Source organism: Enterobacter sp. A103 (genome assembly GCF_034427535.1).
GTDB lineage: Bacteria > Pseudomonadota > Gammaproteobacteria > Enterobacterales > Enterobacteriaceae > Enterobacter > Enterobacter asburiae_B.
The window spans coordinates 911,692-927,025 of record NZ_JAXQPQ010000001.1; the positions used below are offsets into that span (position 1 = coordinate 911,692).

General features: G+C 56.2%; 12 protein-coding genes. 4 read left to right on the forward strand and 8 right to left on the reverse strand.

Features of this window, described 5'->3' with window-relative positions:
* Positions 1–24 precede the first annotated feature (24 nt).
* Entirely contained in the window at positions 25–687 is a 663-nt protein-coding gene (gene exoX, locus SPH27_RS04395; protein ID WP_010432611.1) for an exodeoxyribonuclease X, read from the forward strand.
* On the opposite strand, the gene ptrB is transcribed toward exoX, so the two are convergent.
* The gene (gene ptrB, locus SPH27_RS04400; RefSeq protein ID WP_182072468.1) at positions 684–2,744 is read right to left on the reverse strand and encodes an oligopeptidase B; all 2,061 of its coding nucleotides are present in this window, start codon (positions 2,742–2,744) and stop codon (positions 684–686) included. The genes exoX and ptrB overlap by 4 nt on opposite strands.
* 85 nt (positions 2,745–2,829) lie before the next feature.
* Positions 2,830–3,477, reverse strand: a complete 648-nt coding sequence (locus tag SPH27_RS04405) for a tellurite resistance TerB family protein (RefSeq protein ID WP_047061091.1) — start codon at positions 3,475–3,477, stop codon at positions 2,830–2,832.
* 170 nt (positions 3,478–3,647) lie between these two features.
* Here SPH27_RS04405 and purT point away from each other — a divergent pair, with 170 nt between their 5' ends.
* Positions 3,648–4,826 carry a formate-dependent phosphoribosylglycinamide formyltransferase gene (purT, locus tag SPH27_RS04410; protein WP_182072470.1) on the forward strand — a complete coding sequence of 393 codons (1,179 nt, stop codon included), beginning with the start codon at positions 3,648–3,650 and terminating at the stop codon, positions 4,824–4,826.
* Positions 4,827–4,867: 41 nt separating this feature from the next.
* On the opposite strand, the gene kdgA is transcribed toward purT, so the two are convergent.
* The 3 genes from kdgA to zwf all read right to left on the reverse strand — a co-directional run bounded on the left by kdgA (position 4,868) and on the right by zwf (position 9,068).
* Complete coding sequence (kdgA, locus tag SPH27_RS04415; protein WP_014884307.1) at positions 4,868–5,509, reverse strand: bifunctional 4-hydroxy-2-oxoglutarate aldolase/2-dehydro-3-deoxy-phosphogluconate aldolase; 642 nt, start codon at positions 5,507–5,509, stop codon at positions 4,868–4,870.
* A gap of 39 nt (positions 5,510–5,548) precedes the next feature.
* Positions 5,549–7,360 carry a phosphogluconate dehydratase gene (gene edd / locus SPH27_RS04420; protein ID WP_047061092.1) on the reverse strand — a complete coding sequence of 604 codons (1,812 nt, stop codon included), beginning with the start codon at positions 7,358–7,360 and terminating at the stop codon, positions 5,549–5,551.
* 232 nt (positions 7,361–7,592) lie between these two features.
* Positions 7,593–9,068 carry a glucose-6-phosphate dehydrogenase gene (gene zwf, locus SPH27_RS04425; protein WP_023312228.1) on the reverse strand — a complete coding sequence of 492 codons (1,476 nt, stop codon included), beginning with the start codon at positions 9,066–9,068 and terminating at the stop codon, positions 7,593–7,595.
* A 356-nt stretch (positions 9,069–9,424) separates the two neighbouring features.
* On the opposite strand from zwf, the gene SPH27_RS04430 reads away from it, so the two are divergent.
* A complete protein-coding gene (locus SPH27_RS04430; RefSeq protein WP_023312229.1) occupies positions 9,425–10,294 on the forward strand; it encodes a MurR/RpiR family transcriptional regulator in 870 nt (289 codons plus the stop codon).
* 140 nt (positions 10,295–10,434) lie between these two features.
* Positions 10,435–11,877 carry a pyruvate kinase gene (gene pyk / locus SPH27_RS04435; RefSeq protein WP_039263653.1) on the forward strand — a complete coding sequence of 481 codons (1,443 nt, stop codon included), beginning with the start codon at positions 10,435–10,437 and terminating at the stop codon, positions 11,875–11,877.
* Between the two features lie 45 nt (positions 11,878–11,922).
* Here pyk and lpxM read toward each other — a convergent pair whose 3' ends face one another.
* The 3 genes from lpxM to znuA form a co-directional block, all read right to left on the reverse strand.
* A complete protein-coding gene (gene lpxM, locus SPH27_RS04440) occupies positions 11,923–12,894 on the reverse strand; it encodes a lauroyl-Kdo(2)-lipid IV(A) myristoyltransferase (protein WP_023312230.1) in 972 nt (323 codons plus the stop codon).
* A gap of 121 nt (positions 12,895–13,015) precedes the next feature.
* On the reverse strand, positions 13,016–14,335 hold the full coding sequence (gene mepM / locus SPH27_RS04445; RefSeq protein WP_024909694.1) for a murein DD-endopeptidase MepM: 1,320 nt from the start codon (positions 14,333–14,335) through the stop codon (positions 13,016–13,018).
* A 15-nt stretch (positions 14,336–14,350) separates the two neighbouring features.
* Positions 14,351–15,295, reverse strand: coding sequence for a zinc ABC transporter substrate-binding protein ZnuA (gene znuA / locus SPH27_RS04450; RefSeq protein WP_045404493.1), 945 nt, complete (start codon positions 15,293–15,295; stop codon positions 14,351–14,353).
* Between the last annotated feature and the right edge of the window lie 39 nt (positions 15,296–15,334).

Here is a 15,334-nt window from a genome sequence, read left to right on the forward strand (position 1 = left end):
GCGTTTTAAGCTCAGGAGTTTTCAATGCTGCGCGTCATCGATACCGAAACTTGCGATCTTCAGGGCGGAATAGTGGAAGTGGCCTCTGTCGACGTGGTTGATGGTAAAATCGTCAACCCCATGAGCCATCTGGTGCGTCCCGATCGCCCCATCAGCCCACAGGCGATGGCTATCCATCGCATTACCGAATCGATGGTGGCGGATAAGCCGTGGATCGAAGAGATTATTCCGCACTACTACGGTAGCCCGTGGTACGTCGCGCATAACGCCAGCTTTGACCGCCGGGTGTTGCCTGAAATGCCGGGGGAATGGATTTGCACCATGAAGCTGGCGCGTCGTCTCTGGCCGGGGATTAAATACAGCAACATGGCGCTGTACAAGTCCCGCAAGCTGAGCGTTCGTACCCCTGAGGGGCTTCACCATCACCGCGCCCTGTATGACTGCTATATCACCGCCGCGCTGCTGATTGATATTATGAATATCTCTGGCTGGACGCCGGATGACATGGCGACGATCACAGGACGTCCCGCGCTGCTGACCACGTTTACCTTTGGTAAATATCGCGGGAAACCGGTGTCCGAGGTGGCGGATAAAGACCCGGGCTATTTGCGCTGGCTGTATAACAACCTCGACAGAATGAGCCCGGAGCTGCGCTTAACGCTGAAACATTATCTGGGCGACGCTTAACGCTCTGCACGGCCTGGCAGCGTGTCCTGCGCCAGGCCTATCAAGAAGGCATATTCCAGAGCAACCCCTTCGTACGATTTAAATCGCCCCGATTTCCCTCCGTGTCCGGAATCCATATCGGTACACAGCAGCAGCAGATTGTCATCGGTTTTCAGCTCCCGCAGCTTTGCCACCCATTTTGCCGGCTCCCAGTATTGCACCTGAGAATCATGCAAACCGGTGGTGACCAGCATATGCGGGTAGGCTTTCGCCTCCACGTTATCGTACGGGCTGTACTCTTTCATATAGCGGTAGTACATCTCATCCTGCGGATTCCCCCACTCCTCAAATTCCCCGGTAGTAAGGGGAATGGATTCATCGAGCATGGTCGTGACCACATCGACAAACGGAACCTGCGCGACAATCCCCTTAAAGCGGTCGGGACGCTGGTTGATCGCCGCCCCCATCAGCATGCCGCCCGCGCTGCCCCCCATCCCAAAGCAGAGCTGCGGATCGCCGTATCCCTGCTCAATCAGCGCATCGCAGACGTCGAGGTAGTCATTGAAGGTGTTTTTCTTTTTCAGGAATTTCCCGTCTTCATACCAGTGCTGGCCCAGCTCACCGCCGCCGCGAATATGGGCGATGGCGAAAACAAAACCGCGATCGAGCAGGCTTAGCCGGCTGCTGCTGAAATCGGCGTCCATGCTTGAACCATACGAGCCGTAGCCGTACACCAGAATCGGGTTTTTGCCTTTCTGGAAATGAGCCCGATGGTAAACGAGAGAGACCGGCACCTCCACGCCATCACGGGCGGTGACCCACAGGTGCTCGCTGCGGTAGTTTTCGGACTCAAACCCTTTTACCTCGGTCTGTTTAATCACCTGGCGCTGCCCGGTATCCATATCCAGCTCAAACAGGGTGTCCGGCGTGGTCATGGAGGAGTAGCCGTAGCGCAACCGCGACGATTCGGGTTCAGGGTTGAATCCAATCCACGTCACGTAGGCCGGGTCATCAAACGCAATCCCCACCACTTCCCGGGTTTTACGGTTGATTTGCCGGATACTGGTCAGCCCGCGTTGACGCTCTTCCACCACCAGCCAGTCGGTAAAGAGGGTGAACCCTTCCAGCATCACCTGATCCCGCGCGGGGATAAGCACCTCCCACTTGCGCTCATCGCGCACTTTGGTTTTATAGAGACCAAAGTTTTTGCCCTCGCGATTGGAGCGCAAATAAAAGCTGTGCTGGAAGTGATCCAGACTGTACTCGTGATCCTTGCGGCGCGGCAGGAAGCAGAGCGGCTGGGCGTCCGGCAGTTCGGCATCCAGCAGCAGGACTTCCGACGTCGTCGCGCTGGCAAGGAAGATAATCACATAGTGGCGTGAGGAGGTTTTATGCAGGCTGACATAAAACGTTTCGTCTTTCTCTTCATAAACCAGCTCGTCGTCAGCGGAGTCTGTTCCCACGGTATGTCGCCACACCTGGTAAGGCAGCAGCGTCGACACGTGCTTTTTAACGTAGTAAACCGTCTCGGAATCATTCGCCCAGACAAAATCCGGGGAGACGTTTTCCAGCATTTCCGGATACCAGTTGCCGGTCTCCAGATTGCGAAACCGCAGGCCGTACTGGCGGCGGGAGAGATAATCCTCCGCCAGCGCCATCACCGCGTTGTCAGGGGAAATGGACATGCCGCCCAGGGTATAAAACTCGCTGTGGGCGGCGCGCTGGTTGGCATTCAGCAGAATATCCCACTCATCCCATTCGGCGCTTAACACCGACTGACGCTGGTAGATGGGATACTCATTGCCGGGCTCGTAAATATGGCGATAGCGATAGCCATTTTTGGTCCAGGGCGCGGAGATATCGCGCTGGGGAATACGCTGCACCATTTCATTCAGCAACTGGTCCTGAAGCGTCTGCTGGCTGGACATGACCTTGCGGCCATAGTCGTTTTCCTCGTGCAGGTAGTCGAGTACCTCTGGCCGGGAGCGAGAATCGTCCCGCAGCCAGTAATAGTTGTCTATACGCGTATCGCCATGCGTGGTGATCGCATAAGGAGTACGTCGGGCTTTCGGTGGCATGTCATCATTCTTTTAAGTTTTACACCCTATAAGGTTGGCAAAACCCACGCATGATGCAAGCGAAACAGCGTCGCGACGGCGACGACTATCCCTGTAACGCCTGTTTTTGCTCCCGGATATCCCGCTCAATGCCCTCGCGCACGTCCTGAGGGATCTTTAACGCATCGCCCAGGGCGTTAAGGTAGCTCCGCTCCATAAAATGATCGATATCGATGGCTGCGCAGCTGAGGAAATAGAGCTCCAGCGCCTCTTCCTCATTTTTCACACTTTGCGCAAGACGCTGCGGCTCGAGCGGCTGTTCTATCGCCTGCGCCACCAGCACTCTTCCCTTCTCTTCAACGCCGGCTTCGCGCAGCTGCTGCTCGATCGCCGCTCGTTCCTTATCGTCAATATGCCCGTCGCTTTTCGCGGCAAAAACCAGCGCAAGAATGAGCCGTTCGGTACGCAGATCCAGCGGCGAGGTGTGCTCGCCGTAATGCGGTTCATCGCTGTGCGCGGTCCGTACCCTGTCCTTGTATTTATTCCACAGCACGGTGCCCGCGATGGCGCCGCCGCCGGCCAGCAGCGCGCCTGTACCATACTTTGCCAGCAGCTTGCGTGAGGATTTATTCGCGACCAGTAGGCCTGCCAGCCCGCCGAGCGCCCCGGGTACCAGCAGTTTGCTGAGGTCCCGTTCGCCAGACGATGTTTTCTGCCCTAACAGGGATTGCAATTGATTTAACCAGCCAGACATGGTTTCCCTCACTTAACGGTGAACATGTTTCACAGCGTAAGCGAGCAGGCGTCAGGAAATGTCTGGTCGGGCTAAAGAAGCGCAAATTTCTGTCCCCTTGCTTAGCCGTGCACGAGACAGACGCAAACGTTTTCGTTTATACTGCGCGCAACTTTTTCAGGGGGATTGTTATGATTCGTTTAGGAACTGCGCTGCGGCCTGCGGCGACACGAGTGATGCTGTTGGGATCGGGCGAGCTGGGGAAAGAGGTCGCCATTGAGTGCCAGCGTTTAGGTGTGGAAGTCATTGCCGTAGACCGTTACGCCGACGCACCCGCCATGCACGTCGCCCATCGTTCTTATGTGATTAACATGCTGGATGGCAATGCCCTTCGCGAACTGATTACGCGCGAAAAACCCGATTTTGTCGTGCCGGAAATTGAGGCCATCGCCACCGATACGCTGATCGCCCTGGAGCAGGAAGGCCAGCGCGTGGTGCCCTGTGCGAAAGCCGCAAAGCTGACCATGAACCGCGAAGGCATTCGTCGCCTGGCGGCGGAAGAGCTGGGATTGCCCACCTCGAGCTACCGTTTTGCTGGCGATAAGGCCGCGTTTCTGCAGGCCGTCGAGGAAATTGGCTACCCGTGCATCGTTAAGCCGGTGATGAGCTCCTCCGGAAAAGGACAGAGCTTTATTCGCGACAGCGGTACCCTGGATAACGCGTGGGATTATGCCCAGCAGGGCGGTCGTGCCGGAGCCGGTCGCGTAATCGTCGAAGGCGTCGTGAAGTTTGATTTCGAAATCACCCTGCTGACCGTCAGCGCCGTTGACGGCGTCCATTTCTGCGACCCGATTGGTCACCGTCAGGAAGATGGCGATTACCGCGAATCCTGGCAGCCGCAGCAGATGAGCGCCCTGGCGCTGGAGCGTGCTCAGGAGATCGCCCGTAAAACCGTCCTGGCGCTGGGCGGGTATGGCCTGTTCGGCGTGGAGCTGTTTGTATGCGGTGATGAGGTGATTTTCAGCGAAGTCTCCCCTCGCCCGCATGACACCGGCATGGTCACGCTGATTTCGCAGGATCTCTCCGAGTTCGCCCTGCACGTGCGCGCCTTCCTCGGCCTGCCCGTCGGCGGTGTTCGTCAGTATGGCCCTGCCGCCTCGGCGGTTATCCTGCCGCAGTTAACCAGCCAGAACGTCACGTTTGATAACGTCGACGGGGCGGTGGGCGCAGGATTGCAGGTACGCCTGTTCGGCAAGCCGGAGATCGACGGAACTCGCCGTCTTGGCGTGGCATTAGCCACCGGAGATAACGTTGACGACGCCGTGGCGAGAGCGAAAGCGGCTGCTGCGAGCGTCAAGGTTGCAGGATAAAAAAACGGGCCAGAAGGCCCGTTTTTCATGCGGCGAGTGGCTTACTGCTTCGCGCCTTCAACCGCTTCACGAGCCAGTTTGGTGATGCGATCCCAGTCGCCCGCTTCCAGCGCATCCGCCGGAACCAGCCATGAACCGCCGATACACAGTACGCTTTTCAGCGCCAGGTAGTCACGGTAGTTGGCAGGAGAGATGCCGCCCGTCGGGCAGAAGCGTACCTGAGAGAATGGACCCGCAATCGCCTGCAGCGCTTTGGTGCCGCCGTTCGCTTCAGCCGGGAAGAATTTGAACTCTTTCAGACCGTAGTCCATGCCCAGCATCAGTTCAGAGACGGTGCTGATGCCAGGGATCAGCGGAATAGTACCTTCCGTGGCGGCTTTCAGCAGCGGCTCGGTCAGGCCAGGGCTGATGGCGAACTGCGCGCCCGCTTCGGTCACTTCTGCCAGCTGCTGCGCGTTGAGAACGGTGCCCGCACCGATGATGGCGTCCGGCACTTCTTTCGCGATAGCGCGGATAGCATCCATCGCGCAGGCGGTGCGCAGGGTCACTTCCAGAACACGAACGCCACCCGCAACCAGCGCTTTCGCCATCGGTACAGCGTGCTCCAGCTTGTTTACCACGATAACCGGCACGACAGGGCCAGTGGTCAGGATTGCTTCTGCACTTGTTTTCCAGTTTTTCATCAGAGTTTTCTCTCGCCAGATCGTTAAAATCAAGTCGTCTTAAAACGTAATACAGGTTGCGCCCTGCTCCGCACCGGAGAGTTTCTCACGCAGCGCGCTGAACATTTCGCGTCCGGTCCCCACGCGCGATGCGCTCAGGTCAGGAATATGGGGCTGACGTGCCGCCAGCTCGGCTTCATCCACCAGCAGGGTTAACTCGCCCGTCTGGCCGTTCACGCGGATCATGTCACCGTCGCGCACTTTCGCCAGCAGACCGCCGTCGTAGGCTTCCGGCGTCACGTGGATGGCTGAAGGCACTTTACCGGATGCCCCGGAGAGGCGTCCATCGGTGACTAGCGCAATTTTGAAACGGCGGTCCAATAATACACCAAGTGGTGGCATAAGTTTATGTAATTCTGGCATCCCGTTGGCTTTAGGCCCCTGGTGACGCACCACGACCACGCAGTCTTTATCAAGAAGACCGGCGTCAAAGGCCGGTAACACGTCGTGCTGGCTTTCAAATACCACCGCCGGCGCTTCGATCACCTGGTTCTCTTCCGGTACGGCAGAGGTCTTCATTACCGCGCGGCCGAGGTTGCCGCTCAGCACTTTGGTGCCGCCGTGAGGAGAGAACGGTTTGTCGATAGTGGCAATCACCTGCGCATCAAGAGACGCGCTCGCCCCTTCACGCCAGTCCAGCTCGCCGTTGTTCAGCCACGGCTCCTGGGTGTAGCGCTGAAGGCCAAAGCCCGCCACGGTATTCACGTCTTCATGCAGCAGTCCGCCTTTCAGCAGCTCGCGCATCAGCAGCGGTACGCCGCCTGCGGCCTGGAAGTGGTTAATATCCGCCGGACCGTTCGGGTACAGCCGTGCCATCAGCGGCACCACGGAAGAGATCTCGGAGAAGTCATCCCAGTTAATCAGAATGCCCGCCGCACGCGCCATGGCCACCAGGTGCATGGTGTGGTTGGTTGAGCCCCCGGTTGCCAGCAGCGCGACAATCCCGTTGACGATGACTTTTTCGTCAACCATTTTGCCCATCGGCATCCATTCGTTGCCGTTGCCGGTCAGACGCGTGACCTGACGGGCCGCGGCCTCGGTCAGCGCCTTGCGCAGCGGCGCATCCGGCTGGATAAAGGACGAGCCCGGAAGCTGCATCCCCATAAATTCCACGACCATCTGGTTAGTGTTAGCCGTACCGTAGAACGTACAGGTCCCCGGCGCATGATAGGACGCGGCTTCCGCCTCCAGCAGCGCCTGACGGTCTGCTTTCCCTTCCGCGTACAGCTGGCGGATACGCACTTTTTCTTTGTTCGGCAGACCGCTCGCCATTGGGCCGGACGGGACGAAGATCGCAGGCAGATGCCCAAACGACAGCGCCGCCATCACCAGGCCCGGGACAATCTTGTCGCACACGCCGAGGTACAGCGCGCCATCAAACATGTTGTGTGACAGGCCCACCGCGGCAGACATCGCAATCACTTCGCGGCTCAGCAGGGACAACTCCATGCCGTCCTGCCCCTGCGTCACGCCGTCGCACATGGCAGGTACACCGCCCGCCACCTGGCCCACCGCATTTACGCTGTGCAGCGCGTTGCGGATGATAGTGGGATAGACCTCATACGGCTGGTGCGCGGAAAGCATATCGTTATAGGAGGTAATGATGGCGATATTGTTACGCAACATGCTTTTCAGCGACGCTTTATCATCAGGCTGGCAGGCGGCGAAGCCGTGCGCCAGGTTCCCGCAGGCCAGCTGAGATCGGTGGACGGTGCTGCTCTTTGCCTGTTCAATCCGGGCGAGGTAGGCCGAACGGGTCTCTTTCGAGCGCTCGATAATGCGTTGTGTTACGCGTAACAATGTCGGATTCATAAAAGCTCCTCTAAATTATCTGTCCGGCTCGGGAGTTTACAAAGTCGCTGGCAGTTGTTAACAACGCTGAAACGCTTGCTGTCCGGAGCTCAGGGGCAAAATCACTTCCGGCAGTGTAATAAAAAAAGCTCCGCGGGTGAATCCACGCGGAGCTTAAAAGTTGAAAATTGTGCCACTAGCTGTGTTAGATCATGTTACCGGTAAAATAACACTTTCGAGCTAGAGGATTATCTTACTCAAACTCGTTCCAGGAGCGGCCATCGCGGGTGATCATCGCCACCGACGCGACAGGTCCCCATGTACCCGCCTGATACGGTTTTGGCGCATCCTGATCGGCCGCCCAGGCTTCGGTGATGGAGTCGACCCATTTCCACGCCTCTTCCACTTCATCGCGGCGCACGAACAGCGCCTGGATACCGCGCATGGTTTCCAGCAGCAGACGCTCGTAAGCATCGGCCAGGTGCGTCTGGTTGAAGGTTTCGGAGTAGCTCAGATCCAGCTTGGTGGTCTGCAGGTTGTGTTTATGATCCAGCCCCGGCACTTTGTTCAGGATCTGGATATCCACGCCCTCGTCCGGCTGCAGACGAATAGTCAGCTTGTTCTGCGGCAGTTCCTGCCAGGACTCTTTGAACAGGTTCAGTTCCGGGTTTTTGAAGTAAACCACCACTTCGGAACATTTGGCTGGCAGACGTTTACCGGTGCGCAGGTAGAACGGAACGCCCGCCCAACGCCAGTCGTCGATATCCACGCGGATCGCCACGAACGTCTCGGTGTTGCTGGACTTGTTCGCGCCCTCTTCTTCCAGGTAGCCCGGCACTTTTTTGCCTTGCGCAAACCCGGCGGTGTACTGGCCGCGGACGGTCTTCTCACGCACGTTGGAGCGATCGATGCGGCGCAGTGACTTCAGCACTTTCACTTTTGCATCACGGATGCTGTCAGCCGTCAGGTCAGACGGTGGAGACATGGCAATCATGCACAGAATTTGCAGCAGGTGGTTCTGGATCATGTCGCGCATCTGACCGGCCTGGTCAAAGTAGCCCCAGCGACCTTCAATCCCCACCTCTTCCGCCACGGTGATTTCAACGTGGTCGATAGTGCGGTTGTCCCAGTTATTCACAAACAGGGAGTTAGCGAAACGCAGCGCCAGCAGGTTCAGTACCGTCTCTTTACCGAGATAGTGGTCGATACGGTAGACCTGGCACTCTTCAAAGAACTCGCCCACCTGGTCGTTGATTTCACGCGAGGTTGCCAGCGACGTCCCCAGCGGCTTTTCCATCACGACGCGAGCCGGTTTGGCGTTCAGTTTGGCTTCGCCCAGACCTTTGCAGATGGCGCCGAAGGTGCTTGGCGGCATGGCGAAATAGTTAATGGTGACACGGTTTTTCTGATCCAGCATCGCGCCTAAGCGGGTAAACGCGCTGACGTCATTAACGTCCAGGTTGCAGAAATCGAGGCGTCCACTCAGGGTATCCCACAAACTTTCATCAATTTTTTCTTTCATGAAAGTTTCGAGCGCCTCGCGGACGACTTTGGTATAAGCGTCCTTATCCCAGTCGGCGCGCCCGACACCCAGGATACGGGTATCCGGATGAATTTGGCCCGCTTTCTCCAGTTGATACAGGGAAGGCAGCAATTTTCGGCGTGCAAGATCGCCTTTCGCGCCGAAAATGACCAGGTCACATGCCTGGGCTGTTTGCGTTACCGCCATGTCATTCTCCTCAGTTGGATCACCTGGTACTTCTGCCAGGTATCGTTGTAATTTTATTACAATGCACTGTACTGCTTTTACGTCATTCCCGAAACCATTAGCGCTTATCGTCGCGTGCGATAACGCGATTTTTCCTCCTTTGGAGGATTACGACGGCGCAATGACGCAACAACCGTCGTTTCTTTGCGCAACGGGGTCACAGCAAAACCCGACACCGATCAAGTAATGAAAAAAAACAACAACATTATCTTGTCGATTGTTACCCTTAATGGAAGCCACAAGGGTAATATCGGTTAAATCGAATCACGATTTCATCAATTTATGAAATCGTTTACACCCATGAGCGTCCTGTTAACATGAACATGCTGGAAAAAATCCAGTTTCAACTGGAACACCTTAGCAAATCCGAGCGAAAAGTGGCCGAGGTCATTCTCGCCTCCCCCGCTCAGGCGATTCATTCAAGCATCGCCGCTCTGGCACAGGAAGCGGGTGTTAGCGAACCGACGGTCAATCGCTTTTGCCGCAGCCTCGAAACGCGCGGCTTTCCTGATTTTAAACTGCATCTGGCACAAAGTCTGGCTAACGGCACCCCATATGTTAATCGTAATGTGGATGAAGACGACAGCGTTGATGCCTATACCGCGAAAATTTTTGAATCGGCCATGGCTTCGCTTGACCACGTGCGCCAGTCTCTGGACATGAGTTCCGTGAATCGCGCGGTGGATTTACTCACCCAGGCCAAGCGGATTGCGTTCTTTGGTCTCGGGTCATCGGCAGCCGTGGCGCATGACGCCATGAATAAATTTTTCCGCTTTAACGTCCCGGTTATTTATTCCGATGACATTGTGCTGCAACGCATGAGCTGTATGAATTGCAGTGAAGATGACGTCGTGGTACTGATTTCGCACACCGGCCGCACCAAGAGTCAGGTAGAGCTGGCGCAGCTGGCCCGTGAAAACGATGCCATGGTGATTGCCCTCACCACGGCAGGCACGCCGCTGGCGCGTGAAGCGACGCTGGCGATCACCCTCGACGTGCCGGAAGACACCGACATTTATATGCCGATGGTTTCCCGACTGGCGCAGCTCACCGTGATTGACGTGCTGGCAACCGGTTTTACCTTACGTCGGGGCGCAAAATTCCGGGATAACTTGAAGCGGGTCAAGGAAGCGCTGAAGGAATCGCGTTTTGATAAAGAATTGCTTATAAAGAGCGATGTTCCCTGATAGTTGATAACGAAGACGTAACCAATAATTACGATGTAACGATTTACGGCATTCGGTCCACTCTCCGCTGCCTTGCAGCAGATGAAGGCCGATTCAATGTTCACGCAACACCAAAGTTGTTTCAGTCAACGGAGTATTACATGTCCAGAAGGCTTCGCAGAACCAAGATCGTAACCACCTTAGGCCCGGCCACCGATCGCGATAATAATCTTGAGAAAATTATCGCCGCCGGCGCCAACGTGGTGCGTATGAACTTCTCTCACGGTACGCCAGAAGACCATAAATTACGTGCCGATAAAGTGCGTGAAATCGCAGCCAAACTGGGCCGCCACGTTGCTATCCTCGGCGATTTGCAGGGTCCAAAAATTCGTGTATCGACCTTTAAAGAGGGTAAGGTTTTCCTCAATATCGGCGACAAATTCCTGCTTGATGCCAACCTGGGCAAAGGCGAAGGCGATAAAGAGAAAGTCGGTATCGACTATAAAGGCCTGCCGGCTGACGTGGTGCCAGGCGATATCCTGCTGCTCGACGACGGTCGCGTACAGCTGAAGGTGCTGGAAGTTCAGGGCATGAAAGTGTTCACCGAAGTCACCGTCGGCGGCCCGCTCTCCAACAATAAAGGCATCAACAAACTGGGCGGCGGCCTCTCTGCAGAAGCGCTTACCGATAAAGACAAAGCGGACATCGTGACGGCTGCGCTGATCGGCGTTGACTACCTGGCGGTCTCCTTCCCACGCTGCGGCGAAGATCTAAACTATGCGCGTCGTCTGGCGCGTGATGCAGGCTGCGATGCTAAAATCGTCGCGAAAGTTGAACGCGCGGAAGCCGTTTGCGATCAGGATGCCATGGACGATGTGATCCTCGCGTCCGACGTGGTAATGGTTGCGCGTGGTGACCTGGGCGTGGAAATTGGCGACCCTGAGCTGGTAGGGATCCAGAAAGCGCTGATTCGTCGCGCACGTCAGCTGAACCGCGCGGTGATCACCGCCACTCAGATGATGGAATCGATGATCACCAACCCAATGCCAACCCGTGCAGAAGTCATGGACGTGGCGAACGCCGTGCTGGACGGTACCGATGCGGTGATGCTCTCTGCGGAAACCGCTGCGGGCCAGTATCCGGCAGAAACCGTGGCCGCTATGGCGCGCGTCTGCCTGGGCGCTGAAAAGATCCCAAGCATCAACGTTTCTAAACACCGTCTGGACGTGCAGTTCGACAACGTGGAAGAAGCGATTGCGATGTCTGCGATGTACGCGGCAAACCATCTGAAGGGCGTTACCGCGATCATCACCATGACCGAATCTGGCCGCACCGCGCTGATGACCTCTCGTATCAGCTCTGGTCTGCCGATCTTCGCCATGTCCCGTCACGAACGTACCCTGAACCTGACGGCGCTGTACCGCGGCGTGACGCCAGTTCACTTCGACAGCACCAGTGACGGCGTAGCTGCGGCGCACGATGCCGTAAACCTGCTGCGCGACAAAGGCTATCTGGTGTCCGGTGATATCGTCATTGTGACCCAGGGCGACGTGATGAGCACCATCGGCTCAACCAACACCACGCGCGTTATGACCGTCGAGTAATAATGTCTGTGTTAAAAAGCCCTCTCCAGATGGAGAGGGCTTTTTTTATTTCCGCGGATAAAGCTCTTTGCGTTTATAGGGCTCAGTTTCACCCGGCTTACGCGTTTTAAGCAGCTTCAGGATCCACGTGTACTGTTCGGCATGCGGCCCCACCAGGATTTCCACCTCTTCGTTCATTCGACGCGCAATGGTGTGGTCGTCCGCGGTCAGCAGATCATCCATCGGCGGACGGACCTCAATACTCAGGCGATGCGTTTTGCCGTCATAGACCGGGAACAGCGGGATCACGCGGGCACGACAGACTTTCATCAGGCGACCAATCGCGGGGAGCGTCGCTTTATAGGTCGCAAAGAAATCGACAAACTCGCTGTGCTCTGGGCCGTGGTCCTGATCCGGCAGATAGTAGCCCCAGTACCCCTGACGCACCGACTGAATGAAGGGCTTAATGCCATCGTTACGCGCATGCAAACGTCCGCCAAAACGACGACGCACCGTATTCCAGACAAAATCGTAGATTTTATTTCCCTGGTTATGGAACATCGCCGCCATTTTCTGGCCCTGAGACGCCATCAGCATCGCCGGAATATCAACGCCCCAGCCGTGGGGAACAAGGAAAATGACTTTCTCGTCATTGCGGCGCATCTCCTCGATGATGTCCAGCCCTTTCCAGTCAACGCGATCGACGATTTTATCCGGCCCTTTCAGCGCCAGTTCCGCCATCATCGCCATTGCCTGCGGCGCGGTGGTATACATCTCATCAATGATTGCCTCGCGCTCGGCGTCGCTTTTCTCAGGAAAACAGTAATAGAGGTTGATCTGCGCGCGGCGGCGGGCGCTCTTGCCTAAACGCCCGGCCAGACGGCCAATTTTACCCAGAACAGGATCGCGAACAGAGGCAGGCAGCATCGCCATCCCCGCAAAGGCGTAGACACCAAGCCAGGCGCCCCAGTTGCGCGGATGGCGGAAGGATTTTTCAAACTCAGGAATGTATTCAATATTGTTTTTTTTGGTTTCCATGCTGGATCCAGGGTCTGATGACGCAAAATTTTATTCAGATAGTGTAGCGAGGCAGTCGTCCACGCACAAAAGAAAAAGCCGGCGTCAGTGTGCGCCGGCTTTTTTAACAAAAACAGAGGGCTTAGTTTAAGCTCAGCTGCGGCATCACCTCTTTCACCTGCGCCAGATAATCAGTACGATCTTTACCTGTCAGGCCTTCGGTGCGCGGCAGTTTCGCCGTCAGCGGGTTCACGGCCTGCTGGTTGATCCACACTTCATAGTGCAGGTGCGGGCCGGTAGAGCGTCCGGTATTGCCGGAGATCGCGATACGGTCACCACGCTTCACCTTCTGGCCCGGCTTCACCAGCAGCTTACGCAGGTGCATATAGCGGGTCGTATAAGTACGACCATGACGTACCGCGACATAATATCCGGCGGCACCGCTACGCTTGGCCACCACCACTTCACCATCGCCAACCGCCAGTACCGGCGTGCCCTGCGGCATGGCAAAGTCAACGCCACGGTGCGGCGCGACGCGCCCGGTTACAGGGTTCAGACGACGCGGGTTAAAGTTAGAGGAGACGCGGAACTGTTTTGCCGTCGGGAAACGCAGGAAACCTTTCGCAAGGCCCGTACCGCTGCGGTCATAGAACTTACCGTCTTCGGCACGAATCGCGTAGTAATCTTTGCCTTCGGAGCGCAGACGTACGCCCAGCAGTTGGCTTTGCTCGCGCTTGCCGTCCAGCATTTCGCGGGACATCAGGACGGAGAACTCATCGCCCTTCTTCAGCTTGCGGAAATCCATCTGCCACTGCATGGCTTTAATCACCGAACTGATTTCAGCGCTGGTCAGGCCTGCATCGCGCGCGCTGGAGACAAAGCTCGCGCCCACGGTGCCTTTCAGAACGCTGTTAACCCAGTCGCCCTTCTGCATTTCGCTGGTCATTTTGAAACCGTTTGCAGTGCGATCGTAGGTGCGGGTTTCGCGGCGGGACATTTCCCAGGTCAGACGCTGGAGATCGCCATCCGCAGTTAAAGTCCAGGAGAGCTGTTGTCCGATTTTCAGGTTACGAAGATCTTTATCCGCAGCCGCCAGCTGGCTGATATTGCCCATGTCGATGCCGTACTGGTTCAGCACGCTGCTCAGCGTATCCCCGGTAGAGACAACATATTCGTGGATACCCGCCTCGTTCTCGGTTTTATCGTCCAGCTCATCCTGCGGGATGGCTTCATCTTCCTGAGCCGCCTGGTCGATAGGCTCACTGGCTTCAGGCAGCAAAGAACGGATTTCGCTCTTTTCAAGCTCAATGGTTTTAATGATAGGGGCAGAACTCGGGTGGTAAACATAGGGCCGCCAGACGGCGACCGCTAAGGTGAGTACTGTAAGCGACCCCAGCATAACGCGATGGGGTCGTGGCAGATTGTTAAATGCCAGGGCGACAGAGCGGGCTATCTGTTGCACGTATTCACTTCCTCGTTAATCTCCTTTCAGGCAGCTCGCATACTGGTTCGCCAGTTGGCTGAGGAACTGCGAATAGCTCGCTTTGCTCAACTGGATATTCGTACCTAGCGGGTCAAGGGTTCCCATGCGCACGGATGTTCCCCTGGCCACGGCTTCTACGACCGCTGGCCTGAACTGTGGCTCAGCAAAAACGCATGTCGCTTTTTGCTCAACCAACTGTGTTCTGATTTCATGTAAACGCTGCGCACCAGGCTGAATTTCAGGGTTGACGGTGAAGTGGCCCAGTGGGGTCAAACCGTAGTGTTTTTCGTAATAGCCGTAGGCGTCATGAAAAACGAAATACCCTTTACCTTTCAACGGTGCGAGCTCATTACCAACCTGCTTATCGGTTGCGGCTAATTGTGCCTCAAAATCCTTCAGGTTGGCGTCTAGTTTGGCTCGACTTTGCGGCATAAGTTCCACTAATTTGTCGTGGATTGCAACCGCTGAAAGCCGCGCTATCTCTGGGGATAACCAAAGATGCATGTTGTACTCGCCGTGATGGTGATCTCCATCACCTTTTTCGCCGTCTGCGGCATGATGGTCATGTTCGTCGCCGTCGTCATCCGCCCCTTTCATGAGCAACGGTTTCACGCCGGAGAGTTCGGCAATCGCGACCTGTTTTTCGCCAGCAACCTGTTTTGCTGACTTTTGCATAAACGCTTCCATTTCAGGACCAATCCAGACTACTAAGTCCGCGTTTTGTAAGCGTTTTACATCTGACGGGCGCAGGGAATAGTCATGCTCAGATGCACCATCAGGGAGCAGAACCTGGGTTTCCGTTACCCCATCGGCAATGGCCGACGCGATGAATCCGAGTGGTTTAAGCGAAGCGACAACCGCAGCGTTAACATCTTGTGCGGTTGTACCCCAAAGGGCAGCGGATAATGCTGCGAAAAGAAGCGTATTTTTATGTAACATAATGCGACTAATCATCGTAGTGAATGCGTGGAATGTGAT